This window comes from Burkholderia sp. HI2714 (assembly GCF_002223085.1).
GTDB classification, from domain to species: Bacteria; Pseudomonadota; Gammaproteobacteria; order Burkholderiales; family Burkholderiaceae; genus Burkholderia; species Burkholderia lata_D.
Genome location: NZ_NKFM01000043.1, coordinates 1 through 26,669, shown reverse-complemented (window position 1 = coordinate 26,669; position 26,669 = coordinate 1). Strand labels below are relative to the sequence as shown.

Genomic DNA, 26,669 nt, shown 5'->3' with positions numbered 1-26,669 from the left:
AGCCGGTGTGAAGCGAATGTGGGGCGAACGTGAAGTGTGGTCAGCCCGCCGACGGCAACGTGAGCGTCGCGCACGCGCCGCCTTCGTCGCGGTTCGCGAGCGCGACCTGGCCGCGGTGCAGCATCGCGACCTCGCGGACGAAACACAGCCCGAGGCCCGTGCTGCGATCCTGGCCGTCGGGACGCGGCAGCGAATAGAAGCGCTCGAACACGCGCGCCAGTGCGTAGTCGGGCACGCCGGGGCCGTCGTCGGCCACGCGCACGACCGCGACCTGCGCCCTGCCCGCCGGCTGCCGTTCGAGCGCGATGCGGATCGTGCTGCCCCGCGGCGCGAAATCCAGCGCGTTGTCGAGCAGGTTGCCGAGCGCCTGGCGCAGCAGGAACGGATCGCCTTCGACGATCGCCGGATCGGCCTCGTCATGCGCGTCGATCGCGAGGTTCACGCCGCGCTGCCGCGCGCGCGGCTCGATATCGTCGACGAGCTGTTCGAGCACCGGCCGCAGCGCGACCGGTTCACGCACCGACAGGCGCTGTTTCTGCTCGACTTCCGCGAGCGCGAGCAGCTTGCGGATCATCTGTTCGAGGCGGCCGGCCTGGCGGCGGATGTTCTCGGTGAAGCGCCGCCGGTTCGCCACCGGCATGTCTTCCTGAAGCAGTTCGGCCGCGCCGCTGATCGCCGCCAGCGGGCTCTTCATCTCGTGCGTGAGCGTATGGATGTAGGTCTCGACGTATTGCCGGTCCTCCAGCCGCTGATGCATGCTTTCCACCGCGCGCCCGAGCTCGGCCAGCTCGCTCGCGCCCTGCAGCGGCATGTCGGCCCGCTCGCCTGCCGCGATCGCGCGCGCATAGCGCTGCAGGCGCCGCAGCCCGACCACCAGCCACCACGTGCAGGCCACACCGATCAGGATCGCGCCGCCCATCAGCAGCGCGCCGTACAGCATGATCTTGCGCTGGCTGCGCGCGATGAACGGCGCGACCGTCTGGTTCGGCTTCGCGATCGTCAGCACGCCGATGATCTGGTTGCCGTGCCGGATCGGCGCCGCCACGTGCATCACGGTGCTGCTGTCGTCGTTCGGATCGCTGCGCGTGCTGCGCGCGCCATATTCGCCGCGCAGCGTCCGGTACACGTCGTTCCAGCGCGAATAGTCCTGCCCGACCGCGCGGCCGGACGAGTCGTAGCGCACGATCCCGTGCGCATCGGTGATGTAGAGGCGGTAGCCGAGCGCGGTCTTTTGCACGCCCCATACGTTCGCGCTGACCGGGCTTTCGTGCAGTTTCGAGAGCTGCCGCGCGAACGCACCGTCGGCGATGTGGCCGTTTGCCATGTCGTCGGCGGCGAGCGTCGCGAGCACTTGCGCGGTATCGACGAGCGTGTCCTCCATCGCCTCGCGCACGCCCGGCTTCACCTCCTGCACGAACACGCGCAGCGTGATCAGCGCGGCCAGGCCGACGATCAGGAAAAAGCCGAAGAAGATGCGCAGGCCGATATGCATGGGCGGTGCCGGTCGTTACGGTTGCAGCGAATAACCCATCCCGCGATGCGTGCGGATCGGGTCGCGCTCGGGGTCGATCGCGCGCAGCTTCGCGCGCAACGTCTTGATGTGCGTGTCGACCGTGCGGTCGGCCGAATCGAATGCCTCGTGCCACACGAGGTCCATCAATTGCTCGCGCGAATAGATGCGCCCCGGATGCCGGACCAGCAGCGCCAGCAGCCCGAATTCGTAGCGCGTGAGGTCCAGTGCGTGGCCGAGCCACGATACGCGGGCGCCGTCGGTGTCGAGTGTGAAACCCGGTGCGATGGTCGCAGCCGGCATGGGCGCGGGTGCCGCTTCGGGCGCGGCCGTCCGGTAGAAGCGCCGCAGGATCACGCGCACCCGCGCCGCCAGTTCGCGCGGCGAAAACGGCTTGACCACGTAATCGTCGGCGCCGATCTCGAGCCCGACGATCCGGTCGATTTCATCGTGCCGCGCGGTGAGGAAGATCACCGGCACGTCGGAGAACGTGCGCAGCCGCCGGCACACCTCGAAGCCGCTGAGATCCGGCAGGCCGACGTCGAGCACCACGAGGTCGAAGCGCGTGTCGCGCAGGTGGTCGAGCGCCGCCTGCCCGAGCGTGCAGTGGACGGTCTGCATGCCGTCGGTGCCGAGGGCATAGATGATCGTGTCCGCGATCGCCATTTCATCTTCGACGATCAGGATATTGGGCTGATGCATGGTCTCAGGCTGGTCTCGCGCAATCCGGTGCGACATTGTACGCACGGCCGGCCGCCGCGCGAGCCCCCTGCCCTTGCCCCCGCCGCGCTACGCCACGCGGCCGATCACCGGAATCGACGCGCCGGTGATCGCCTGCGCATCGGCCGACAGCAGGAAGCCGATCGTCGCCGCGATCTGCTCCGGCTTCACCCAACGCGTGAAATCCGCGTCCGGCATGTCCGCGCGGTTCGGCGGCGTATCGATGATGCTCGGCAGGATTGCGTTCACCGTCACGCCGCGGTCGAGCAGTTCGGCCGCCAGCGCCTCGGTGAGCCGCGCGACGCCGGCCTTCGCGGCCGCGTACGCGCCCATCCCCGTGCCGGCCTTGAACGCCGCGCCCGCGCCGATGTTGACGATGCGCCCGGCCGGGTTCGCCAGCAGGTGCGGCAGCGCGGCCTTCGATGCGTTCAGCGCGGTCTTCACGTTCAGCTCGTACATGCGGTCCCACGTGGCGGCGTCGCCGTCGGCGATCGTCTGCCACACGAACGCGCCCGCGATGTTCAGCAGCGCGTCGACCCGGCCGAATTCGCGCTGCACGGTATCGAGCGCCTGCACGGCGGCCTGCGGATCGACGAGATCGATGCCGCCGATGCGCAGCGCGTCGGCCGGCACGCCGGGCAGCGCCTGCGCCGCCGGGGCCGCGCCGCGGCCGATCAGCGCGACGCGTGCGCCGCGCTCGCCGAGCCACGCGGCCGTCGCGACGCCCAGATGGCCGAATCCGCCGGTGATCGCGACTGCCTTGCCTTTGAGATCGTGTTCCATCGATGTTTTCTCCTGGATCGAGGGTTGCTTGATGATGCGTGTTGCATGAGCCATACCGGCCGCGGCATGCGTGCGCGGCCGGCAATGTGCCACAGGGTAGCGCCGTTCACGCATCCGTGCGCACCGTGACGAGGCTGCGACGGCGCAGTTCTTCCGTCGTTTCGCCCTGGTTGTCCGGGCGCCAGCCCGGCGGCAGCAGCACGAAGCGGATCGCGGTCCACGCATCGGGGAACGTTGCGACGTCGCGAGCGAGGCTCGCCCAGTGCTCGGGCTCGACGACGAACGGGTTGCGCGAGCGGGTCGGCGTGACGAGGCCGAAACGGCACGGCTCGTCGGCGCGCTCGGCGACCTAGGTGCCGAACAGCCGGTCGAACACGACCAGCACGCCACCGTCGTTCGCATCGAGATAGTCGAGGTTCGACGCGTGGCGCACGCGATGCGCGGACGGCGTGTTGAACACGTATTCGAGCCCGACCGCCATTTCGATCGCCACGTCGATCAAGTCGACCGCCTCTCTCGGCGCAATCAGTCGAAAGCCGGCACCTTCCGACTCGACGTCGTCGGGCAGGCACGACTGATCGCCACGATTGAGCAGCAACACTTCCTCGACGAACGGCAACGCCGCGCATCAAGCGGGCCAGATGGAACGGGTTCTGGCCCAAGCCGTTTTCCCGGACGTTCCGGCCGGCGTGCGTGAGAACCGGGATTCCGATTCACATGATGGTTCACCCGAGCGCGTATGTGCTACTTACCACTGGTAGGATGCGCCAGCGCCGTACGTACTGCCGCCCGCTCCGTTGATCGCCACGCCCCCCTTGACCTTCAGGTTGTTCGTGATTCGGGCGGTGAAACCGACTGCCATTGCCTGATAGCCCTGGTAGCCGGCCGTTCCTATGCCGACCGAGAGCGTCTTCCCGGGATCGACTTCAGGAATCATCGTCAGCGCGGCGGCACCGGCAATGCCGGAATAGGCCATCCTTGCCACCTGGTTGACGTTCGACTGCACGGCTCCCAGTTGCGACATGTTGACCGCGTCCATCGGATTCATCCCGGGCGCAACGTTCGTGATCCTGCGTTCGTTGCCTACCGAGCCTACCGACACCGTGTTCGCCTCGCTCGCGACCGAGTTCGCGCCAAGCGCAACCGAATTCGCCGCTGTCGCTGCCGCTCCCGCACCCAGCGCTACCGAGTTGCTCCCCGCGGCGAGCGCATTGGTACCGACTGCCGTCGCGGAGCTGTCGACGGCCTGGGCTGCGGCGCCTGCCGTGGCCGACGCGGCCGTCATACCCTGAACAAATTGCGCGGCGGAGGATGCTTTCGTACTGGTCGAGAGCGATCCCGAACTCGTGGACAGAGAAGCCGTCGCGGACGATGTGGTGCTTTGCGCGGTACTGGTGCTGGTACTTGTCGAGGTCGATGTCGAGAGCGCGGTGGAAGCAGGCGTACTCGTGCCTTGCGATCCCCCTTTGCCGAACCCCGGTGAGTTTATCTGCGTGGACAGGGAGGCCAGCCCCGTCGACAGCGATGTCACCGCGGTATTCAGTGTCGTCACCTTGCCGTTTGTCGTGCTCAGGCCGGTCGAAAGAGACGCAACGCCGGTGAAGAGCTGAACCATGCTGGTCGATGTGGAAACGCTCAACGTCGAAAGGTTGTTATTGACCGTGCTCAGGCTGTTGAGCCAGGAGGAAATCGAGCCGGAATACGACGTCGACAACGAGGCCAGATTGCTGTTTGTCGTGTTCAGGCTCGTGGATAGCGAAGTCACGCCGGTCGCCGCCGCGCTGATTCCCGTTGATGCCGATGTCGACAGGCTGGTGACGCTACTGTTGGTCATGATCAGACCCGTCGACAGTGAACCGACTCTGCTGTTCGTCGTGTTCAAGCTCGTGGACAGCGAGCCGACCGTGCTGTTGGTCGTGTTCAAACCGGTGGAGAGCAAACTGACATTGCTGTTCGTCGTGGTCAGGCTCGTCGACAGCGAGCCGACGCTGCTGTTTGTCGTATTCAGGCTGGTCGACAACGAACCCACGTCGGTCGATTCCCGGGTCGACAGCGCGCCAAGGGTGCTGTTCGTGGTGTTCAGGCCGGTCGACAGCGAGGTCACGCGGCTTTGAGCCGTGCTAATCCCTGCCGCGGTCGAGGTCGACAGGCTCGTCACGCTGCTGTTCGTCGCGTTCAAGCCCGTCGACAGTGAGCCCACACCGCTTTGCGCCGTGCTGATCCCTGCCGCGGTCGAAGTCGACAGGCTCGCTACGTTGCTGTTTGTCGCGTTCAAGCCCGTCGACAGTGAGGTCACGCCGCTTTGCGCCGTGCTGATCCCTGCCGCGGTCGAAGTCGACAGGCTCGCCACGTTGCTGTTTGTCGCGTTCAGGCCGGTCGACAGTGAGCCCACACCGCTTTGCGCCGTGCTGATCCCTGCCGCGGTCGAAGTCGACAGGCTCGCCACGTTACTGTTTGTCGCGTTCAAGCCCGTCGACAGTGAGGTCACGCCGCTTTGTGCCGTGCTGATGCCCGCTGCAGTCGAAGTCGAGAGGCTGGCTACGGTGCTGTTCGTCGCGTTCAGGCCCGTCGACAGCGAGCCCACGCCGCTTTGTGCCGTGCTGATGCCCGCTGCAGTCGAAGTCGACAGGCTGGCTACGGTGCTGTTCGTCGCGTTCAGGCCCGTCGACAGCGAGCCCACGCCGCTTTGTGCCGTGCTGATTCCTGCCGCGGTCGAAGTCGACAGGCTCGTCACGTTGCTGTTCGTCGCGTTCAAGCCCGTCGACAGTGAACCCACACCGCTTTGTGCCGTACTGATCCCCGCCGCGGTCGAGGTCGACAGGCTCGTCACGTTGCTGTTCGTCGTGTTCAGGCCCGTCGACAGTGAGCCCACACCACTTTGTGCCGTGCTGATACCGGCCGCGGTCGAGGTCGACAGGCTCGTCACACTGCTGTTCGTCGTGTTCAGGCCGGTCGACAACGAACTGACATTACTGTTGGTCGTGGTCAGGCTGGTCGACAATGAGCCCACGTCGGTCAATTCCTGCGTCGACAGCGCACCGAGCGTGCTGTTTGTCGTGCTCAATCCCGTCGACAGTGAGCCCACACCACTTTGTGCCGTGCTGATCCCTGCCGCGGTCGAAGTCGAAAGGCTCGTCATGCTGCTGTTGGTCGTGTCCAGGCCAGTCGACAGGCTCGTCACATTGCTGTTGGTCGTATTCAAGCTGGTCGACAGCGAACCCACGTCGGTCGATTCCTGCGTGGACAACGCACCGAGCGTGCTGTTCGTCGTGCTCAATCCCGTCGACAGTGAGCCCACACCGCTTTGTGCCGTGCTAATCCCTGCGGCAGTCGAAGTCGACAGGCTCGTCACGTTGCTGTTCGTCGCGTTCAATCCCGTCGACAGCGAACTGACATTGCTGTTGGTCGTGGTCAGGCTGGTCGACAACGAGCCCACGTCGGTCGATTCCTGCGTCGACAGCGCACCAAGGGCGCTATTCGTCGTGCTCAATCCCGTCGACAGTGAGCCCACACCGCTTTGTGTCGTGCTGATCCCTGCTGCAGTCGAAGTCGATAGGCTCGTCACGTTGCTGTTCGTCGTGTTCAGGCTAGTCGACAACGAACCCACGTCGGTCGATTCCTGCGTCGACAACGCACCGAGCGTGGTGTTGGTCGTGCTCAATCCCGTCGACAGTGAGCCCACACCGCTTTGTGCCGTGCTAATCCCTGCGGCAGTCGAAGTCGACAGGCTTGTCACGCTGCTGTTCGTCGTATTCAAGCCAGTCGACAACGAGCTGACATTGCTGTTTGTCGTATTCAAGCCAGTCGACAACGAGCTGACATTGCTGTTTGTCGTGTTCAGGCTGGTCGACAACGATCCCACGTCGGTCAATTCCTGCGTCGACAGCGCACCGAGCGTGCTGTTCGTCGCGTTCAGGCCGGTCGACAACGAACTGACATTACTGTTGGTCGTGGTCAGGCTGGTCGACAACGAGCCCACGTCGGTCGATTCCTGCGTCGACAGCGCACCGACGGTGCTGTTCGTCGTATTCAAGCCAGTCGACAGCGAGCTGACATTGCTGTTGGTCGTGTTCAGGCCGGTCGACAATGAGCCCACGTCGGTCGATTCCTGTGTCGACAACGCGCCAAGGGTGCTATTCGTCGTGCTCAGGCCCGTCGACAGCGAGCCCACGCCGCTTTGTGCCGTGCTGATCCCTGCCGCGGTCGAGGTCGACAGGCTCGTCACGTTGCTATTGGTCGTATTCAGGCTGGTCGACAATGAACCCACGTCGGTCAACTCCTGCGTCGACAACGCACCAAGGGCGCTATTCGTCGTACTCAGCCCCGTCGACAGTGAGCCCACACCACTTTGTGCCGTGCTGATCCCCACCGCTGCCGAAGTCGACAGGCTTGTCACGCTGCTGTTGGTCGTGTTCAGGCTGGTCGACAACGAACCCACGTCGGTCGATTCCTGGGTCGACAGCACACCGAGCGTGCTGTCCGTCGTGCTCAATCCCGTTGACAGCGAGCCCACACCACTTTGTGCCGTGCTGATCCCTGCCGCGGTCGAAGTCGACAGGCTTGTCACGCTGCTGTTGGTCGTATTCAAGCTGGTCGACAACGAGCCCACATCACTTTGTGCCGTGCTGATCCCCACCGCAGCCGAAGTCGACAGGCTTGTCACACTGCTGTTCGTCGCATTCAGGCCGGTCGACAGCGAGCCCACGCCGCTTTGCGCCGTGCTGATCCCCACCGCTGCCGAAGTCGACAGGCTCGTCACGCTGCTGTTCGTCGTATTCAAGCTGGTCGACAATGAACCCACATCGGTCAACTCCTGCGTCGACAACGCACCGAGCGTGCTGTTCGTCGTGCTCAATCCCGTCGACAGTGAGCCCACACCGCTTTGCGCCGTGCTGATCCCCACCGCTGCCGAAGTCGACAGGCTTGTCACGCTGCTGTTGGTCGTGTCCAGGCCAGTCGACAGGCTCGTCACGTTGCTGTTCATCGCGTTCAGGCCGGTCGACAACGAACTGACATTGCTGTTGGTCATGGTCAGGCTGGTCGACAACGAACCCACGTCGGTCGATTCCTGCGTCGACAGCGCACCGACGGTGCTATTCGTGGTGCTCAGGCCGGTCGACAGTGAGCCCACACCACTTTGTGCCGTGCTGATTCCCGCCGCTGCCGAAGTCGACAGGCTCGTCACGCTGCTGTTCGTCGTGTTCAGGCCCGTCGACAACGAGCCCACGCCGCTTTGTGCCGTGCTGATCCCTGCCGCGGTCGAAGTCGACAGGCTTGTCACGTTGCCGTTCGTCGCGTTCAGACCCGTCGATAGCGAGCTGACATTGCTGTTGGTCGTATTCAAGCTGGTCGACAACGAACCCACGTCGGTCGATTCCTGCGTCGACAGCGCACCGAGCGTACTGTTCGTCGTGCTCAGGCCCGTCGACAGTGAGCCCACACCGCTTTGTGCCGTGCTGATCCCTGCCGCGGTCGAAGTCGACAGGCTCGTCACGCTGCTGTTCGTCGCGTTCAGGCCCGTCGACAACGAACTGACATTGCTGTTGGTCGTAGTCAGGCTGGTCGACAATGACCCCACGTCGGTCGACTCCTGTGTCGACAGCGCACCAAGGGCGCTATTCGTCGTGCTCAGGCCCGTCGACAGTGAACCCACACCACTTTGTGCCGTGCTGATCCCTGCCGCTGCCGAAGTCGACAGGCTTGTCACGCTGCTGTTGGTCGTGTTCAGGCTGGTCGACAACGATCCCACGTCGGTCGATTCCTGCGCCGACAACGCACCGAGCGTGCTGTTCGTCGTGCTCAATCCCGTCGACAGCGAGTCCACACCGCTTTGTGCCGTGCTGATCCCTGCCGCGGTCGAGGTCGACAGGCTCGTCACGCTGCTGTTGGTCGTGGTCAGGCTGGTCGACAATGACCCCACATCGGTCGATTCCTGCGTCGACAACGCACCAAGGGCGCTATTCGTCGTGCTCAATCCCGTTGACAGTGAACCCACACCACTTTGTGCCGTGCTGATCCCAACCGCAGCCGAAGTCGAAAGGCTCGTCACGTTGCTGTTCGTCGCATTCAGGCCCGTCGACAGCGAGCCCACACCGCTTTGCGCCGTGCTGATCCCCACCGCTGCCGAAGTCGACAGGCTTGTCACGCTGCTGTTGGTCGTGTTTAGACTGGTCGACAACGAACCCACGTCGGTCGATTCCTGCGTCGACAGCGCACCAAGGGCGCTATTCGTCGTGCTCAATCCCGTCGACAGCGAGCCCACACCGCTTTGTGCCGTGCTGATCCCTGCCGCGGTCGAGGTCGACAGGCTCGTCACGCTGCTGTTGGTCGTGTTTAGACTGGTCGACAACGAACCCACGTCGGTCGATTCCTGTGTCGACAGCGCACCAAGGGTGCTATTCGTCGTGCTCAGGCCCGTTGACAGCGAGCCCACACCGCTTTGTGCCGTGCTGATCCCTGCTGCAGTCGAAGTCGACAAGCTCGTCACGTTGCTGTTCGTCGCATTCAGACCTGTCGACAACGAACTGACATTGCTGTTGGTCGTGTTCAGGCTGGTCGACAATGAACCCACGTCGGTCGACTCCTGCGTCGATAGCGCGCCGACGGTGCTGTTCGTCATGCTCAATCCCGTCGACAGCGAGCCCACACCGCTTTGCGCCGTGCTGATCCCTGCCGCAGCCGAAGTCGACAGGCTCGCCACGCTGCTGTTCGTCGCGTTCAGGCCCGTCGACAGCGAGCTGACATTGCTGTTGGTCGTAGTCAGGCTGGTCGACAATGAACCCACGTCGGTCGATTCCTGTGTCGACAGCGCACCGACGGTGCTATTCGTCGTGCTCAGCCCCGTCGACAGTGAGCCCACACCACTTTGTGCCGTGCTGATCTCCGCCGCTGCCGAAGTCGATAGGCTCGTCACGCTGCTGTTCGTCGAGCTCAAGCCGGTCGACAGTGAGCCCACGCCGCTTTGCGCCGAGCTGATCCCCGCCGCTGCCGAAGTCGACAGGCTCGTCACGCTGCTGTTCGTCGTGCTCAAGCCGGTCGACAGCGAGCCCACGCCGCTTTGTACCGTGCTGATCCCTGCCGCTGCCGAAGTCGACAGGCTCGTCACGCTGCTGTTCGTCGTGCTCAATCCCGTCGACAGCGAGCCCACGCCGCTTTGCGCCGTGCTGATCCCTGCCGCTGCCGAAGTCGACAGACTCGTCACGTTGCTGTTCGTCGTGCTCAAGCCGGTCGACAGCGAGCCCACGCCGCTTTGTGCCGTGCTGATCCCCGCCGCTGCCGAAGTCGACAGGCTTGTCACGTTGCTATTCGTCGTGCTCAGCCCCGTCGACAGCGAGCCCACACCGCTTTGTGCCGTGCTGATCCCCGTCGAGCTCGAAGTCGACAAACTCGTCACTTTGCTATTTGCCGTACTCAAACCCGTCGACAGCGAGTTCACGCCGCTCTGCGCCGTGCTGATCCCCGTCGAGCTCGAAGTCGACAGGCTCGTCACGTTGCTGTTGGTGGTGCTCAGCCCCGTCGACAGCGAGTTCACGCCGCTCTGCGCCGTGCTGATCCCCGTCGAGCTCGAAGTCGACAGGCTCGTCACGTTACTGTTCGTCGTACTCAAGCTGGTTGAGAGCGAAAAGAGCTGCCCGCCGTTCACCGCATCCGTCGAACCGGACGCCACGTTCCCGCTCGACACATTGATGATCTTGCGCTGCAACGAGCTGCTGCCCACGCTCACTACGTTGGCCGCGCCCCCGTCGGTGCTGCTGGAACCCAGCGCAACGGAGTTTGCCCCCGTAGCGGTCGCGCTGTAGCCAATCGCCGTGGTGTTGGTGATATTGAGCGGGCTACCGCTGGTTCCCGATCCAGCAGATGCACCCAACGCCACGTTCCCGTTACCGTTCACGTACTGACCAGCGCTCGCACCGACTGCTGTGTTGTTGCTGCCCGTCACGGCATAGCTGGAATTGGCTCCGCTTCCCGTGTTGTTGCTGCCCGTGACGCTGTAGCTCGAATTAGCCCCGTTACCCGTATTCGAGTCCCCGGTGACGTTGTAGCTCGAAAAGGAACCGTTACCCGTGTCCGAGTTGCCGGTCAAGCCGGTACCGCTCAGATTCCCGTAGAACGTGTTGTTGGTCCCGCTCCCCGGATACTGCGCCGAGGTGCTTCCACAAGTGTCGCTGCTGGGACCATGGTTATTGCAGACACTGTCCGCCCATCCGAGTTGCGGAAGAGACATGCACGCGCCGGCCGCCAACGCGGCAGCAGCCACGGTCCTGACTCGCCGTACCGCACGGGACCGCCCCCCTGACTTCCCCTGTCCCGTCGCGCTCTCCGCGACGACAACCATCTGATTCAGCCGCTTGCTGAAAATGCACTTGTAGATCTTGTTCATGTTCGCCCCCAGTTCTCATCAGCGCCAGTTCGCGGAGAGCGCTTGCAGACAGGTTCCCCAGTCCGCGCGCGCTTCTTGCCTGTATGTCACGACATCGGGATACCAGGCGGTGTCGCCAAACCACCGCCAATCGGCATGCTTTTGCAAAAGCACATGTGTCTTCAGTCCAAGCGCACCTGCAAGGTTGGCGCTCGACGTACACACCGACACGATTTCATCCAGGCACTGCATCGCCGCTGCAGTCCGGCTGAAGTCGGTCAAAAAATGAGAAAGATCGGTAACAGGCAAATCGGGCACACCGGCGAGAACCGCGCGATGCTCAGTGGGCATCAGAGAATAGAAGTGCACACCGCCAATGTTTTTCAGATATGCGTTCAGCAGCTCCGACGGCACACTGCGCGCAAGCCGGTTCGACGCGGTCGAGACGGGATTGGCCGACCACACGATGCCGATATGCCGGCAGCCATCGCCCGAGCGAGACTGCGCGACCAACTGCCGCGCAGTGCGCTGATCCTCCAGCGCGGGCTTCAGATAAGCGATCGGCTCAGGTTTGTCCAGCCACAAAGGTAAATCGCCGATCTGGATTCGCCAGATTCTTGAGGACTCTTTATCGAATGCGCGAAGATCCGGCTCTTGCGTGACCATTCCCCCCAATACCGATGCCGACGGGAAACTCTCGCGGAACAGCCGCACCAGCGCGGGCCGGCACACCACCACCACGCGCATGTTGGCCGACCGTGCCCGCTTCAGCAGCAGCGGCAAAAACGCGGCAAACAGAATTTCGTCACCGGCGCCCTGTTCGCCGGAAACAATCAATGTCGAGCCCGATTCGAACTGGCCACTCCATGTGGAATACGGAAAGCTCATGCCCTTGAGGCGGATTTCTTTGCCCGCATCGAAACGCTTCGCATAATGTGGCCAGGCGTCCCTGAACCGTCCCCTGCCAAGCAGAAAATGCGCGTATTCCCAATGCGTGACCGGATCGTCGTCTGCGGCAATTTGCGTCTCGAACAGGGCCCGGGCACGCTCATCCAGTCCCAGATAAGCGCAGCACACGGCCATTCGGTGTGCCGCCTTGTCGCGCAATCTGCCCTCGATGTGAGCCAGCCGGTCAAAGCATTCGAGCGCCTTGTCGAAATGCTCCCGGAGCCGGAGAAGCTCGCCGTAATTCCATAACGCATTGGCACAATCCGGATCTCTTTCCAGGCAGGCGCGATACTCAACCATCGCGCGTTCTTGCTGCCCGGATTCGTGCAAGGCAACGGCCAGGTTGTAGCGAATCTGCGGATCATGCGGCGCGAGCGCGGCAGCCCGAGTGAACGCCTCAAGCGCCTCGTGTGTTCGACCACCTTGGGTCAATGCCACGCCCAGGAGCAGACGCAGGAAGCCGCTGCCCTGATCGATGGAGATGGCCTGTCTCGCACACGCGGCACTTTGCTCGAAGTGCCCGACATTCAGAAGTTGCAACGCCCGCTGCGAAAGCGCGCCGACGGCCGCCCGCAAGCCGGGTTCGACGTCCCCTGTCGCACCTGCTGGAAGCGGCAAACCATTGGCGATGCATGCCGGCCGTGCAGGTGGCGAATACAAGACTTTTCTGTTTTTCATGCTCACCCCGAACATGTCGTTTATCGAGCGCTCATCGCACGCGTGGGCGCTGCTCAATCGACATGGACGGAACGGTGATACGTGTAGGCAGCCATAGGCCGCCCGAAGCGTACTTGGACATGATTTCCCCGATTTTCATGTTGTCTGTTCGTCGCCTGCACTGGCGATACGGCCGTGCGGCTTGGATGTGTGCGAAACACGTGAGCAAGGAGCAGACCAGCACTCGGCAGTTCAATGACCAAGGGGCTGTGCGGTCAATAGGCGATGTGATGCACCGTTCGGACCCCAGCGTTGTTTCAGTTCTGAAACGCCAGGAGGCCATGCCGATTCGCCAAGTCCCGCGCGCGGCAAGGAAACGTACGAACGATGCGGATTTGCGTCGATGGCAAACGCTCGATTCCCGCGCCTCTCATTGCTGTGATTTATCGAGAATTGTTTCAATCGTGCAACCCGTGGTCGGGCACACGATCGCTTGGGGCCAGGCGTTCTTTTCGGGCATGCATGGCCCCGTCGCCATTTGCAAGCTTCCTTTTCGTGATGTCGAAACGGTCTGCATGCATGTATCCGCCCGGCCAGTTCTCGAACAGCGGCACCGCGGTCGGCCCGAACGGGCGCTCGGTCGAACACAGCGGCGACACGAGCTGCGCGGGCGGCACCTGCTCGCACACGGGTTCGCTGACAGGCTCCGACGGCCACAGCGCAACGACGTCTGGCAGCGTGACGCGCAACGGCCCCGGCGAGTATTCGTCGAGCGGCACGATCACGGGCTCGAACGGCAACACGACCAGCCACACGGCAAAACAACTCGCGACGCAGAAGGCGGCAAATGCGTGGCGGCCGACGGCGTCGGCGAGCTGACGCACCGGGCCGCCGCCTGCGAGGCCCGACGGGCACGCAGACGGGCGGCCGGGCATAATGCGCGAGGCCGGTCCGGCGCCACGCCCGCGCCGGCCCCCTGACGGCCCGCATCACTTCCCGTCCCGAATCCTGAACTTCACTCCGTCAACTTCATGCAAGTACTCGTCGTAGGAACCGGCAAGCTGGCCAGCGAACTGCTCGACGCGCACCGGCTCGACCCCGCAACCTGCCGCGTGATCCCCTGGTCGGACAGCGCGCGCGACGATGCGCAGCGCAGCGACGCCCGAACGATCGTCGTGCATGCCGGTTCCGGCCGCGAACTCCCCGCCGTGATCGCGTTCTGCGAGGCCACCGGATCGCCACTCGTCGAACTGTCGACCGGCTCCGAGCTCGAAACCGGCTCGCACGCTTTCCCGGTCGTGCTGTGCCCGAACACGAACATCCTGATGCTCAAGTTCATGAGCATGCTGGAAACCAGCGGCCACCTGTTTCACGACTGCCGGATCAGCCTGACGGAGTCGCACCAGGCCGGCAAGACGTCCGTCCCCGGCACGGCCGTCGGGATCGGCCAGTCGCTCGGCGTGCGGCCGGAAGACATCCGCTCCGTGCGCGACCCGGACGTGCAGCGCAGCGAATTCGCGGTCGCCGAGGATCAGCTCGGCCGCCACGCGATACACCGGATACGCATCGACGACGGCGCGTGCAGCCTGCAGTTCGAATCGCGCGTGGTGGGTGCGACGCCTTACGCAGACGGCGTGTCGCGCATCGTCGACGCCGTCCGGCAGCACGATCTCGAGCACCGCCGCTATTCGATCGTCGAGTTCATCCGCAACGGCTGGTTGTAATCGCGGCGATACACGGCGGGCGGCACGCGCACGTGGCGTCGGAGACGTTCATGTGCGCAACGCCGGAAGTGGTTCGGGGCTGATTTCCGACGATGTCGTCGATCGCCCGATCCGCGACATCCGGGCCACCATGAATCGCGCCGACCGGTGCCTGACGTCCCGCGTGGCCGGCGTTCGAGAGCACGCCAGCCGGCTTCGCCGCCACCACCGCTCGGGACATTCGATGAGCAATCGTCCTGCCGCATTCGCTGGTAAGTTATCGGCCGAGGTTCATTCACCGAGATGGGGCGCGAGTCACCGCCAACGTCGGCGCCTGAACCGCTACCCTCGACCTCCCTCCGACAGGAGCGCAACCGATGACCCGCCCGGATTTCATCAAGCACTGGACCGAACTCGAAGAACCGGAAGCGCATTGCTATCGCGGCGATACCGAACCGATGGCGCTGGACGCACCGCTTTCCGCCGCGCTCGGCATCACGCGTATCGGCATTCATCACGTAAGGCTTCTGCCGGGCCGACGGACGTCCTATCCGCATGCCGAAAGCACCGAGCAGGAATTTGTATACGTGCTCGAGGGCAAGCCCGACGTCTGGATCGACGGCGTGCTTCACCCCGTTGCCGAAGGCGATTCCGTCGCGTTTCCGGCAGGCACCGGCATCTGCCACACCTTCATCAACAACACGAAGGAAGAAGTCAGGCTGATGGTGATCGGTGAACGTCCGCGCGAAGACAACCGCATTCGCTACCCGATGAACGAGGCGTATGAACTGACCCGCGCGGACCGCTGGGTGGACTGGTCCGCCAGGCCGCTCGGGGACCATGACGGGACGCCGGACTGACGCCTGCGCGGATCGCCAGGAGGAACCCGCCGAGCCCGCTGCGCGAACTCGCAGCAGGCCGCCGGAACCGCCCTGTTCCGCCGGTCATTACCCGCTCGATCTTTACTCGCCCCCAAGCACCGCCCCGCTCTCGGGCAACGTCGCACCGCCGTCGACGACGATCGTCTGCCCCGTGATGTACGCGGCATCCGCCGATGCGAGAAACAGCATTGCGTTCGCAATATCTTCCGGCTCGCCCATCCGCGCGAGCGGAATGTCGCGCGCGATCTGCGCCGCGACCGACGCGTCGCCGAGATTGCCGGCCGCCGGCGTGCGGATCATGCCCGGCTCGACGCCGTTGACCGTCACGTTGCGGCGCGCGAGTTCCAGCGCCGCGGCGCGAATGAAGCCGTTCACGCCGGCCTTCGACGCCGCGTAATGCGCGAGCCCCGGATACACGACACGCGGCCCCGTCACCGACGACGTGACGAGCAGCCGCCCCGCTCCCGCGCGCTCGAATGCCGGCAACGCGGCCTGCGCGAGCCAGAACAGCGCCGACAGGTTGACCGACAGCGTCCGGTCGAGTGTCGGCTCGTCGATCTGCGTGAACGGCGTCAGCGGAAAATACGCGGCATTGTGGACGACGACGTCGAGCCGGCCACCGTCGCGCTCGACCGCCGCGACCAGTGCGCCCAGTTCGTCACGGCTGGCGGCATCCACCCGATAGGCGCGCGCCTCGCCTCCCGTGCTCGCGAGCGCATCGGCCTGCGCGGCGGCGGCCTCGCCGTTCAGGTCGGCAAGCGCGACGAACGCGTCGGATTCCGCGAATCGGCGTGCGATTGCCGCGCCGATCCCCTGCGCGGCGCCCGTGACGAGCACGACGCGCCCGCTGAAATCCGCCCGCAGGCGACCGCTGCCCGGCACGGCATTCATCGTTGCGCCTCGCCGCCGAGCGGATGCACGGTTTCATTGAGCACCTGCGCGTGCGCACCGATCGGGAAGTTCGACAGCGTGCCGAAATCGCCGCCCTGGTAGCCGAAGATCTTGCCGTCGGTCTTGCGCTGCGCGAGGTCGATCAGCACGACGCCGAGCGTCGGCACCACCTTTTCGCGCCACACGAACAGATACAGCTCGTCTGCAATCCTGAAGTAATGGCAGCGGTCGACATCGGCCAGCCCGCCTTCGACACCCTGCAGGCACTGCCACGCGTAGAAATTCTCGTTCAGGTAGATGTGCTCGTAGCATTCGGTCGGGCTGTAGCGATACATCGTCCGCTTGCCGATCAGCTCGCGCGTGGGCCCGTGCAACGGCCCCGGCTGCGTGTGGCCGCCGAGCGTGCCGTGCCGGAACTCGGCCTCGACGCCCGTCAGCGGCAGCCCGCGCGCAACCCGCGTGAATGCGTCGATGCGCGTGTCGGCTTCGGTCGGCAGCGTGCCGATGACCGACGTCCATACACCGTTGTCGAGGTCGATCACGAGACTGACCGACGTCGCGCGAGCGGCCGAATCGATGTAGTCGACGAAGTACAGCCCGTCGCGCAGCCGCGTCACGCGGCACGGCTCGCGGCCGCCCGTATCGGTCGCCGCATCGCGCCACTGCAGTGCGTCGGGCTCGAACGTATAGACGCGCCACGCACCCGATGCATCGCCGAGCGCAAGCGTCCGCCCGGCGAGCGCGTCGACGGATGCGAGGATGTTCGCTTCCGGCGCGAAGCCGTCCGCGAGCGCGCCAACCTGAATGAATACCGGATCCTGTCGTTCCACCTGCCGTCTCCCGCGCAGCTTCAGGCCCGGCGGGCCGTATACGCTGCTCATGTGCACATGGTGCGGGCTGCGCGCATCGCGCGGTATCGGCCAAAAGGATGAAGGGCGCGCGGCGCCGGAACGCGCTAAAGTGCACGACATCCGCGCCGCGACCGGCGCGAGGAGCGCACATGCACCGCGTCACCCATTACCGACGGACCGACGAAGGCATCGAGGCCATCAGCCTCGAATCCGACCGTGCATTTCCGCGCCACGCGCACGACGAATTCGGGGTCGGTGTGATCGTCAGCGGCGCGCACCGGTCGTGGAGCGGTCGCGGGCAGGTCGACGCCCTGGCCGGCGACGCGATCATGGTCAACCCGGGCGAGATGCACGACGGCTCGCCGATCGAGGCCGGCACGGGCCGGCGCTGGCGGATGCTGTACCTCGCGCCCGCGCTGGTCGCGGGTGTGGCGGCGGAAGAAGGCCTCGGCGGCGTCGAGCTGGCCCATCCGGCGGTGCGCGACGCGCGGCTCGCGGCCGCCGTCGCCCAGTTGCATGCACGTATCGTCGCGGGGGAATCCCAGCCGCTCGCCCGCGACGAGGCGCTCGTGATGCTCGTCGCCGGGCTGCTCGCCCGGCATGCGAACCGCACGCTGCCGGCGGCGGGCGTCGCACCGGCGATCCGCCTCGCGCGGGAACGGCTCGACGCAGCGCCGGCCGCCCCGGTCTCGCTCGCCGAGCTGGCCAACCTGAGCGGCGTCAGCCGCTTCCAGCTGCTGCGCGGGTTTGCCCGCGAACTCGGCATCACACCGCACGCGTACCTGATCCAGTCGCGTGCGCGGCTGGCGCGCGCGCTGCTGGCCAGCGGCTTGCCGATCGCCGATGCCCCGCGGCCGAAGCCGGCTTTGCCGATCAAAGCCATTTGACGCGTGCGTTCGCGCGCCAGTTCGGGATCACGCCGGGGCGGTTCACGCAGGCCGCTTGACGCCGCCGTCATCGGGCGGAGCCCGTCGCCAAACACACCGGCCTCGAAGGCTGCGCCGACATCGACAACTGCGGTGACTGTCGCCCGCCCTTGTCGCACAAGCATGCCGAATCGCGCGCTCCGTATTCGACACGCCCGCGCGCTGCAATTTCGTTCAAGACGCGCACCGCCGCCGTACGCGACGATGCGGCGCATGAAGACACGACTGATTGGCTATCTCTATCTCGCCGCCGCAATGGCAGGCGTCGGCAGCACCGTCATCGCGAGCCGTCTCGCTGCCGGCGGCCTGCCGCCGTTCGCGGCCACGGCGCTGCGCTTCCTGATCGCAACGCCGCTGCTGCTCGCGCTGATGCGTGCGCAGCGAATGCGCTGGCCGCGCCTCTCCACACGCGACGCCGTGCTGCTCGTCATCCAGGCGGCGGCGGGCGGTGTCGGTTATACGGTGCTGCTGATCTGCGGCACGAAGCTGTCGTCGCCGCTCGATGCGGGCGTGATGCTCGGCACGCTGCCCGCGATGTCGACGCTGATCGCGGCCGTCGTGCTGCGCGAGCGACAGACGCCGCGCGACTGGGTGGCCGCCGCGCTCGCAACGGCCGGCGTGCTGTTCGTCACGTTCGCGCCCGGCCAGGCGCTGCCGTCGCTCCGCACGCTGGCCGGCGATGCGCTGGTGCTGGCCGCCGTCGCCTGCGAAGCCGTATTCATCCTGCTCAACCGGCGGCTGGCCGCACCGTTGCCGCCGCTGGCGCTGTCCACCGCGATGTCCGGCCTCGGCTTCGTGCTCGCCCTCGTGCCGGCCGCGTTCGAATGGCATGCGGTGGCAACCGGCTGGACCGTCGGCGCGGTTTCGGCAATCGCCTACTACGCGCTGGTGCCGACCGTGCTCGGCTACCTGTGCTGGTATGCGGGCTCGGCACGCACGAGCGGCACCGAGGCCGCGCTGTTCACGGCGGTCGCGCCGGTCTCGGCCGTGCTGTTCGCCGTCGCGCTGTTCGGCGAAACGCTCAGCGGCACGCGTGTCGCGGGTATCGCGCTGGTCGTCGCCGGGATGGTCGTCGGCGCGACGCGGCGACGCGAACCGCCAGCCGAAGCTCGCGATACGCACCCGGCGAAGCCGGATCGACCGTCCCGCCCCACGCCCGCCGCGCAAACAGCCACCGACTGACTCGCGCCCATCGCGTCGTTGCGTCGTTGCGTCGTTGCGTCGTTGCGTCGTTGCGTCGTTGCGTCGTTGCGTCGTTGCGTCGTTGCGTCGTTGCGTCGTTGCGGAAACGGCGGCGGCTCCGCCCCGCCGCCTTGGCTGTCGATCCCCGCACTCCCGCCATGTAGCCGGCAACTGTAGGAATGTGTCCGCGCGCCGCAAAACCGTTGCGCGCTACCCCGCAAGATGCAATATTCGCGTGGCCGGAACCTTTGACAACCATCGAACAACAATCCGCCACGCAATGAACAGGAAGGAAGCCAAAACAAGAATCGCGGTGCTGCTGTCCGCGGGAACGAGGAAGGCCGACGCATTGGCCGAACTGTCCGGGCAGGGACTCAAGGATCGCGTGCTCGCGCACTTGATCGCGTCGCGCCCCGATCCCGAACGCTGCCGCAAGAACAAGCTGCACATCCGGATCCTGGTCGCGCTCGGCATCGCCCAGCTCGCGATCAGCCTCATGCTCGCGTATTACTTCTTCGCCACCGGCGCCGGCAACGGCCTCGCGCTGGTATTCCTCGCGCTGACCGTGCCGCTGTCGCTGCTGTTCATCTGGGGCTTTGCGACCAATCGTGTCGGCGCGTACCACGCGTTCATCCTGCTGTCGCTGCTGCAGTTGCCGAAGACCATCGCCGAGCTCGGACGCGATCCGTCGACCGCGCTGCCGAGCCTCGCGATCACGGTCCTGCTGGTGGGCTACGTCTGGTTCGTCCGCAATCGCCTGTTCCCCGACTACGGCTGGTTCACGCCGCGCAAGGTCGAAGGCCGTTACGCGTTCGTCGAGCACGCCTGACGCCACGGGCATCGAGCGCCGGCCGCAAGAAAAAAGGCGCCGGGCCGCCCCGCAATCGCGGGACGGCCCGGCGCCTTCTGCATTCCGGAACCGGTCGGCTTACTTGGCCTTTTCAGCCGAATCGCTGATCGCCTGGCCACCCTTCGAAATGTCCTGCCCCACACCGGCGACCGTGTTGCAACCGGCGAGCGCGGCGGTCACCACCAGCAGCATTGCAGCAATCGTACGCGTCATTCTCATTCTCCTTGGAATCAACAAGCCCGACGGGCGAATCATGTGCGGCGTGGCGCCCGGCAAGATGCCGGGCACGGGGCCTGACCTGATTATACGGAGACGGCCGCCGCGCGCCAGCACGAACCCGCCGTCTGTCACGCGGGCCACACAGCCGGTTCGCACAGATTTTCCTTGACTTCAACGCGCCAGGAACTAATATACGCATCGCGTATATTTATCGTCAGGAGCCGCCGATGACCGTTCCCCAGCAAGCCTTCCTCCGCGACGCCATGCGCCGCCTCAACATGACGCGCGAAGCGTTCGCCAGCCGCATCGGCGTGAGCCGGCGCGCGCTGGATACGTGGCTTTTGCCCGACGATTCGCAGGAATCGCGCGGGATGCCCGAGATCGTCGAACGCTTCGTGTCGGAAATCGTCGAGCGCTCGCCGGACGGCGGGGACTATACGCAAAGCGTAGACAAGCAGGGGCTCTCGAAGCAATTCCTGTTCGAAGGCAAGCCGCAATTGATCTCGGTCGACCAGTTCTCGCGGGATTCGGTCGAGGCGCTGTTCCGCGTGGCCGACGTGATGCAGCCGATCGCGCGCCGCCACAAGATTTCGCGCGTGCTGGAAGGCGCGGTGCTCGGCAACCTGTTCTTCGAGGCCAGCACGCGTACACGCGTGTCGTTCGGCGCCGCCTTCTGCCGGCTCGGCGGTTCCGTGTGCGACACGACGGGCTTCACGTTCTCGTCGATGGCCAAGGGCGAATCGATCTACGACACGAGCCGCGTGATGGCCGGCTATGTCGACGCGCTCGTGATCCGCCATCCGGAGAAAGGCTCGGTGGCCGAGTTCGCGCGCGCGACCAACCTGCCCGTGATCAACGGCGGCGACGGCCCCGGCGAGCACCCGAGCCAGGCGCTGCTGGATCTCTATACGATCCAGCGCGAGTTCTCCCGGCTCGGCAAGATCGTCGACGGCGCGCATATCGCGCTGGTGGGCGACCTCAAGTACGGCCGCACGGTGCACTCGCTCGTCAAGCTGCTCGCGCTGTACCGCGGGCTCAAGTTCACGCTCGTGTCGCCGCCGACGCTCGAGATGCCGGCCTACATCGTCGACCAGATCGCGACCAACGGCCATGTGATCGAGCAGACGACCGATCTCGCGGCCGGGCTGCGCGGCGCGGACGTCGTCTATGCGACGCGGATCCAGAAGGAGCGCTTCACCGACGAGTCGTTCGAAGGCTACACGCCGGATTTCCAGATCAACCAGGCGCTCGTCGATTCGGTGTGCAAACCGGACACGCTGATCATGCACCCGCTGCCGCGCGACAGCCGGCCCGGCGCGAACGACCTGTCGGTCGACCTGAACCGCGACCCGCGCCTCGCGATCTTCCGCCAGACCGACAATGGCATTCCGGTGCGGATGGCGATCTTCGCGGTGCTGCTCGGTGTGGAGAACCTCGTCCAGCATTCGATGCGCGACGCGACGTGGCGCCCGCCGGCCTATCTCGGGCCGGAGGATGCGGTGTTTCACGGGGTCGATTGAGAAGGAACAGCCGGGGCGCGCCAGTCAGGCGCCCCTACGTTCAACGGAAAGCGCGCCGGGCAGCCCGGCGCGCTTTATTTTTGGCGCGCGATGAACAGGCGAGCGACTGGTGCCTAGGACGCCCACGGATCGATCACCCGCAGCCCGACCGCCTCGAATGGCGCGACGTCGCGCGTCGCAATGATGAGTCCGTTCGCCTCGGCCGTCGCGGCGATAAAAACATCGGCAGGCGCGATCGCACTGCCTGAGGCACGTGCACGCGCTCGAATGCTCGCATACGCCTTGCTGGCCGCATCGTCGAACGGCAGGATCCGGCCGCGAAACAACGGCACGACGCGCTGCTCGATGCTTTGGTGAAGCCAGTCGCGCCTGCGCCCTTCCGGTAACGCCGCCACACCGAAGCGCATTTCTGCAAGGCTGATCGCAGCAAGAAACAGCGTTTCGACGTTCTGCGCATCGAGCCATTCGATCACGGCCAAGCTCGGCTCGCGCCGCAACGGCTCGGACATCACGTTCGTATCAACAAGAATCATTCGAAGCTCATCGGGTCGGTTAGCGTCTTGTCGCGCTGAACGTCGAAATCGACGCTGCCCGCCTCCCGTCCGATCTCCGCCAGCAGCGTTCCCAGCTTGAGCCGCCCCCCCGGCAGAACGGCCTGCTCGAGGATGTCTCGCACCTCTGCTTCGGTGCTGCGCCCATGCTGGGCCGCGCGAATTCGGAGCGCGCGGTGCACTTCATCAGGCAGATTTCGAACGGTAATCACGGGCATGATGCACCTCACCACATTTGCTTTCAATGCAGTCATATTATCACCTTGATGTCATGGCGGGTGATCCGCAACGGAACCACTCTACCCCGCCCGACAAGCCCGCCACACCTGGCCTTTCGGCCATCAACCACCGTCCCGCACGCCCGCAACCACCCCGTCACATTCCTCAACAATTTCCCAACAAACGAGAACACGAATGCTTCTCATTTAAGTTGAAATTACATAGAATGCCGCCTGAAAACAAATCGTAATAATTCCCGGCGGCATGCACATTTCCGCAGCGCACCGCCCCCGGGGCCACACCGCGAGGTCGAAGCGCACCATGAAGTCACGTCCGGACGAGTTGAAGCTCGGTAAATTCACCACCCTGTGCAGCGTGCTCGCCGCAAGCCCGGCATTCGCGGCGGACGGCACGCCGCCGCCCGCCCCGGCCGGCACCGAAGGCCATCTCGCGCCGATCGAGGTCCAGGGCAAAGCCGAGCACAGCTACAAGGCCGACTTCTCCGCTTCCGCGAAATTCACCGCGCCGCTCGTCGACACGCCGAAATCCGTCACCGTGATCCCGCAGGAGCTGATCCAGAACAGCGGCGCGTCGACGCTGACCGAAGCGCTGCGCACCGTGCCCGGCATCACGTTCGGCGCCGGCGAAGGCGGCAACCCGCTCGGCGATCGTCCGTTCATCCGCGGCTACGACACGCAGGGCAGCATGTTCGTCGACGGCATGCGCGACACCGGCGCGACGACGCGCGAGATCTTCAACACGGAGCGCATCGAGATCACCAAGGGTTCCGACGGCGCGTACGGCGGCCGCGGCGGCGCGGGCGGCAGCATCAACCTGATCACGAAGGCCCCGCACCTCGGCACCACCGCCGCCGCGAGCGCGGGCCTCGGTACCGACCGCTATCGCCGCTTCACGGCCGACGGCAACTGGCAGTTCGCCGATCACGCCGCGTTCCGCCTGAACCTGATGAGCCACAACAACGACGTCGCCGGCCGCGACGCGGTGAACAACGAGCGCTGGGGCGTCGCGCCGTCGATCGCGTTCGGCCTCGGCACGTCGACGCGCGTCGTCGCGAGCTACTACCACCTGCAGACGGACGACATGCCCGACGGCGGCATCCCGTACTTCTACGGCTTCAACCTCCCGAAAGGCGTCGCCACCGACGGCCCGGCGCCCGTCGACCGCCACAACTTCTACGGCCTGACCAACCGCGATTTCCGCAAGACGACGTCGGACATCAGCACGCTGAAGATCGAGCACGACATCACGTCGTCGCTGACGATCCGCAACACCACGCGCTATACGGAATCGACGCAGGACTACATCTGGACGCAGCCCGACGACAGCCAGGGCAACGTGGTCAACGGCAAGGTCTGGCGGCGCGCGAACACCCGCAACAGCGCGATCAACAGCCTCGCGAACCAGACCGAGCTGTTCGGCGAATTCCGCACCGGCCCGTTCAAGCACAGCTTCACGACCGGTATCGAGCTGTCGCGCGAATGGGGCAAGCGCGACACGTACAACGTCGCCGCCGCGAACGGCAAGATCTGCCAGAACGGCATCGGTGCCGCGTCGGGCTACAACTGCACGAGCCTGTGGTCGCCGAACCCGAACGACCCGTGGGCCGGCTCGATCACGCGCAACAACGACTACGCGCATGCGCGCACCGTGACGAAGTCGATCTACGGCTTCGACACGATCGAGATCACGCCGCGCTGGCAGGTCAACGGCGGCGTGCGCATCGACGACTACTCGACCCGCTTCACCGACACCAAGGCCAACGGCGGCAAGACCACCACGCGTGACGACACGCTCGTGAACTGGCAGGCCGGCCTCGTGTTCAAGCCCGCGCAGAACGGCAGCATCTATGCGTCGTACGCGACGTCGTCGACGCCGGCCGGCATGATGCTCGGCGAAGGCAGCGAAACGCAGTCGCTCACGCCGGGCCGCGGCGGCGTCGGCTCGAACGCCGACCAGCTGGCGCCGGAAAAGAACCGCAGCATCGAGCTCGGCACGAAGTGGAACGTGCTGAACGACAAGCTCGCGCTGACCGCCGCGCTGTTCCAGATCGATACGACCAACGCGCGCGTGACGCTGCCGAACAACCAGTACGCAATGGTCGGCAACAAGCGCGTGCAGGGTCTCGAGCTCGGCGTCGCGGGCCAGATCACGAAGCAGTGGCAGCTGTTCGGCGGCTATACGTACATGAAGAGCGAACTGCGCGACAACGGCAAGGACACGGCGAACAACGGCAACCGGTTCCCGAACACGCCGAAGCACAGCTTCACGATGTGGTCGAACTACGACGTGACGCCGAAGTTCACCGTCGGCGGCGGCGCGTTCTACATGTCGCAGGTGTTCGGCGATCCCGCGAACCGGCACGCGGTGCCGTCGTACTGGCGCTTCGATGCGATGGCGCAGTACCGCATCAACAAGAAGCTCGACCTGCAGCTGAACGTGAACAACCTGTTCAACCGCACCTACTTCGACCAGGCGTATCCGGCGCACTACGCGTCGATCGCACCGGGCCGCTCGGCGTTCGTCACGCTGAACGCGCGCTACTGATCGATGCGATGGAGGCCGTGTCGCTGAAGGCGCTCGCGTCGGTTTCGCCGCGCGAGTTCGCCGACATCCTGGCCGGGCCGCCCGAGTGCGCCGCCGCGTGGGTCGCGGCGGCGGCCGACAACGGCATCGTCGACGCGCAAGCCGTCTACGGGCAATACCTGCTCGACGGACATGGCGTCGCGCGCGATCCGGCGGCCGCGTTCAACTGGTTCCGGCACGCGGCGCGCGCCGGCCACCCGATGGCGATGAACATGCTCGGCCGCTGCTACGAGTTCGGCTGGGGCACGGCGGCGTGCGCGCCGGTCGCCGTGTACTGGTACCGGCTCGCCGCGCAGGCGGGGCTCGACTGGGGCATGTACAACTACGCGACGGCGCTCGCGCTCGGCAACGGCGTCGACGAGAATCGCGCCGATGCGCTCGACTGGTTCCAGCGCGCGGCCGCACTCGGCCATGCGAAATCGATCAACCTGATCGGCGGTTTCTACGAGGACGGCTGGGTCGTACCGGTCGACCGCGACGCCGCGTTCGACCACTATCGCCGCGCCGCCGTGGCCGGCGACTTCCGCGGCCAGTTCAACCTTGCGCGGCTGCTCGCCGAGCGCGGGCGCATCGACGAAGCGCTCGCGTGGCTCGCGCGCGTGCCGGCCACCGCGACCCCCGCGTTCGTCGCGAAGATGCACGCGTATCTCGCGTCGTCGCCGATCGACGCGTTTCGTGCGGCGGCGCTGGAATTGCAAACGCCACCACAGCCGCAACCGCAGCCGCACTGCATGGAATCCGCATCATGATGCTTCACATCCCCGGCGTATTGACGAAGGCGCAGGTCGCGCAATGTCGCGAACGGCTCGATGCGGCCGAATGGGTCGACGGCAATGCGACGTCCGGCGCGCAGTCGGCGCTCGCGAAACGCAACCGGCAATTGCCGGAAGGCGCGCCGGCCGCACGCTCGGTGGGCGACGCGATCCAGGACGCGCTCGCGCGCCATCCGCTGTTCTTCTCGGCGGCGCTGCCGCTCAAGGTGTTTCCGCCGCTGTTCAATCGCTACGAAGGCGGCGAGACGTTCGGCACGCACGTCGACAACGCGATCCGGCTGCTGCGCGGCACGGATTTCCGCGTGCGCAGCGATCTGTCGGCCACGCTGTTTCTCGAAGAACCCGATGCGTACGACGGCGGCGAGCTGTGTGTCGAGGATACGTACGGCACCCATCAGGGCTTCCGCATGAAGAGGCCCGTGGCTAAAGGGCTGGAGCGGTTGTTCGTTGCGGCGTGTTCAGGTTTACTCTCGCTTTTTGCCGGAACGAGAGATGCCGTCGATCATGGATGCGTTTGCTGAC

19 protein-coding genes and 5 pseudogenes are annotated in these 26,669 nt (G+C 65.4%); 12 read left to right on the top strand and 12 right to left on the bottom strand.

The annotated features are described in order from the left end of the window. Positions 1-40: 40 nt before the first annotated feature. The 5 genes and pseudogenes from creC to CFB82_RS44085 all read right to left on the bottom strand — a co-directional run bounded on the left by creC (position 41) and on the right by CFB82_RS44085 (position 4,628). Complete coding sequence (creC, locus tag CFB82_RS22910) at positions 41-1,492, bottom strand: two-component system sensor histidine kinase CreC (RefSeq protein ID WP_089485391.1); 1,452 nt, start codon at positions 1,490-1,492, stop codon at positions 41-43. Between the two features lie 15 nt (positions 1,493-1,507). Next, positions 1,508-2,212, bottom strand: coding sequence for a two-component system response regulator CreB (gene creB / locus CFB82_RS22905; protein WP_089485390.1), 705 nt, complete (start codon positions 2,210-2,212; stop codon positions 1,508-1,510). Between the two features lie 87 nt (positions 2,213-2,299). Next, positions 2,300-3,013, bottom strand: coding sequence for an SDR family NAD(P)-dependent oxidoreductase (locus tag CFB82_RS22900; protein WP_089485389.1), 714 nt, complete (start codon positions 3,011-3,013; stop codon positions 2,300-2,302). Positions 3,014-3,119: 106 nt separating this feature from the next. Next, positions 3,120-3,482, bottom strand: a pseudogene (locus tag CFB82_RS44095) (sterol desaturase family protein); the annotation flags it as partial. Between the two features lie 279 nt (positions 3,483-3,761). Continuing rightward, a complete protein-coding gene (locus CFB82_RS44085) occupies positions 3,762-4,628 on the bottom strand; it encodes a YadA family autotransporter adhesin (RefSeq protein WP_256990449.1) in 867 nt (288 codons plus the stop codon). On the opposite strand from CFB82_RS44085, the gene CFB82_RS44080 reads away from it, so the two are divergent. Both CFB82_RS44080 and CFB82_RS44075 read left to right on the top strand, forming a co-directional pair. Beyond that, entirely contained in the window at positions 4,627-5,127 is a 501-nt protein-coding gene (locus CFB82_RS44080; protein WP_256990444.1) for a hypothetical protein, read from the top strand. The two genes, CFB82_RS44085 and CFB82_RS44080, sit on opposite strands and share 2 nt — an antisense overlap. Before the next feature lie 3 nt (positions 5,128-5,130). Then, positions 5,131-10,812, top strand: a complete 5,682-nt coding sequence (locus CFB82_RS44075) for a hypothetical protein (protein ID WP_256990443.1) — start codon at positions 5,131-5,133, stop codon at positions 10,810-10,812. Positions 10,813-11,261: 449 nt separating this feature from the next. On the opposite strand, the pseudogene CFB82_RS44070 reads toward CFB82_RS44075, so the two are convergent. Both CFB82_RS44070 and CFB82_RS22885 read right to left on the bottom strand, forming a co-directional pair. Continuing rightward, a pseudogene (locus tag CFB82_RS44070) lies at positions 11,262-11,393 on the bottom strand (ESPR domain-containing protein); the annotation flags it as partial. A gap of 18 nt (positions 11,394-11,411) precedes the next feature. Next, entirely contained in the window at positions 11,412-13,013 is a 1,602-nt protein-coding gene (locus CFB82_RS22885) for a tetratricopeptide repeat protein (protein ID WP_089485388.1), read from the bottom strand. Positions 13,014-13,565: 552 nt separating this feature from the next. Here CFB82_RS22885 and CFB82_RS22880 point away from each other — a divergent pair. From CFB82_RS22880 to CFB82_RS22870, 3 genes and pseudogenes are all read left to right on the top strand, one after another. Next, positions 13,566-13,796: pseudogene (locus CFB82_RS22880) on the top strand (hypothetical protein); the annotation flags it as partial. Between the two features lie 212 nt (positions 13,797-14,008). Then, entirely contained in the window at positions 14,009-14,701 is a 693-nt protein-coding gene (locus CFB82_RS22875) for a dihydrodipicolinate reductase (RefSeq protein WP_089448078.1), read from the top strand. 356 nt (positions 14,702-15,057) lie between these two features. Beyond that, on the top strand, positions 15,058-15,540 hold the full coding sequence (locus tag CFB82_RS22870; RefSeq protein ID WP_089485387.1) for a cupin domain-containing protein: 483 nt from the start codon (positions 15,058-15,060) through the stop codon (positions 15,538-15,540). A 102-nt stretch (positions 15,541-15,642) separates the two neighbouring features. On the opposite strand, the gene CFB82_RS22865 is transcribed toward CFB82_RS22870, so the two are convergent. Beyond that, entirely contained in the window at positions 15,643-16,452 is an 810-nt protein-coding gene (locus CFB82_RS22865; protein ID WP_089485386.1) for an SDR family oxidoreductase, read from the bottom strand. Then, a complete protein-coding gene (locus CFB82_RS22860) occupies positions 16,449-17,282 on the bottom strand; it encodes a molybdenum cofactor biosynthesis F family protein (protein WP_089485456.1) in 834 nt (277 codons plus the stop codon). Before CFB82_RS22860 ends, CFB82_RS22865 begins: the two co-directional genes overlap by 4 nt. A gap of 170 nt (positions 17,283-17,452) precedes the next feature. On the opposite strand from CFB82_RS22860, the pseudogene CFB82_RS22855 reads away from it, so the two are divergent. The 3 genes and pseudogenes from CFB82_RS22855 to CFB82_RS22845 all read left to right on the top strand — a co-directional run bounded on the left by CFB82_RS22855 (position 17,453) and on the right by CFB82_RS22845 (position 20,240). Continuing rightward, positions 17,453-18,249, top strand: a pseudogene (locus CFB82_RS22855) (helix-turn-helix domain-containing protein). Positions 18,250-18,442: 193 nt separating this feature from the next. Further along, the gene (locus CFB82_RS22850; protein WP_256990442.1) at positions 18,443-19,411 is read left to right on the top strand and encodes a DMT family transporter; all 969 of its coding nucleotides are present in this window, start codon (positions 18,443-18,445) and stop codon (positions 19,409-19,411) included. A 280-nt stretch (positions 19,412-19,691) separates the two neighbouring features. Beyond that, a complete protein-coding gene (locus CFB82_RS22845) occupies positions 19,692-20,240 on the top strand; it encodes a permease (protein WP_089485384.1) in 549 nt (182 codons plus the stop codon). 99 nt (positions 20,241-20,339) lie between these two features. Here CFB82_RS22845 and CFB82_RS22840 read toward each other — a convergent pair whose 3' ends face one another. Continuing rightward, the gene (locus tag CFB82_RS22840; RefSeq protein WP_006485835.1) at positions 20,340-20,474 is read right to left on the bottom strand and encodes an entericidin A/B family lipoprotein; all 135 of its coding nucleotides are present in this window, start codon (positions 20,472-20,474) and stop codon (positions 20,340-20,342) included. Between the two features lie 233 nt (positions 20,475-20,707). On the opposite strand from CFB82_RS22840, the gene CFB82_RS22835 reads away from it, so the two are divergent. Beyond that, positions 20,708-22,000, top strand: a complete 1,293-nt coding sequence (locus CFB82_RS22835; protein ID WP_089485383.1) for an aspartate carbamoyltransferase — start codon at positions 20,708-20,710, stop codon at positions 21,998-22,000. Positions 22,001-22,113: 113 nt separating this feature from the next. Here the strand turns inward: CFB82_RS22835 and CFB82_RS22830 are convergent, their stop codons facing one another. Then, on the bottom strand, positions 22,114-22,533 hold the full coding sequence (locus tag CFB82_RS22830; RefSeq protein ID WP_089485382.1) for a type II toxin-antitoxin system VapC family toxin: 420 nt from the start codon (positions 22,531-22,533) through the stop codon (positions 22,114-22,116). Further along, on the bottom strand, positions 22,530-22,769 hold the full coding sequence (locus tag CFB82_RS22825; RefSeq protein WP_069253001.1) for a FitA-like ribbon-helix-helix domain-containing protein: 240 nt from the start codon (positions 22,767-22,769) through the stop codon (positions 22,530-22,532). Before CFB82_RS22825 ends, CFB82_RS22830 begins: the two co-directional genes overlap by 4 nt. Positions 22,770-23,091: 322 nt before the next feature. On the opposite strand from CFB82_RS22825, the gene CFB82_RS22820 reads away from it, so the two are divergent. The 3 genes and pseudogenes from CFB82_RS22820 to CFB82_RS22810 all read left to right on the top strand — a co-directional run. Further along, positions 23,092-25,335, top strand: coding sequence for a TonB-dependent receptor (locus CFB82_RS22820; protein ID WP_089485381.1), 2,244 nt, complete (start codon positions 23,092-23,094; stop codon positions 25,333-25,335). 8 nt (positions 25,336-25,343) lie between these two features. Then, positions 25,344-26,123, top strand: a complete 780-nt coding sequence (locus CFB82_RS22815; protein WP_089485380.1) for a tetratricopeptide repeat protein — start codon at positions 25,344-25,346, stop codon at positions 26,121-26,123. Beyond that, a pseudogene (locus CFB82_RS22810) lies at positions 26,120-26,545 on the top strand (Fe2+-dependent dioxygenase); the annotation flags it as partial. The gene CFB82_RS22815 and the pseudogene CFB82_RS22810, both read left to right, overlap by 4 nt. Between the last annotated feature and the right edge of the window lie 124 nt (positions 26,546-26,669).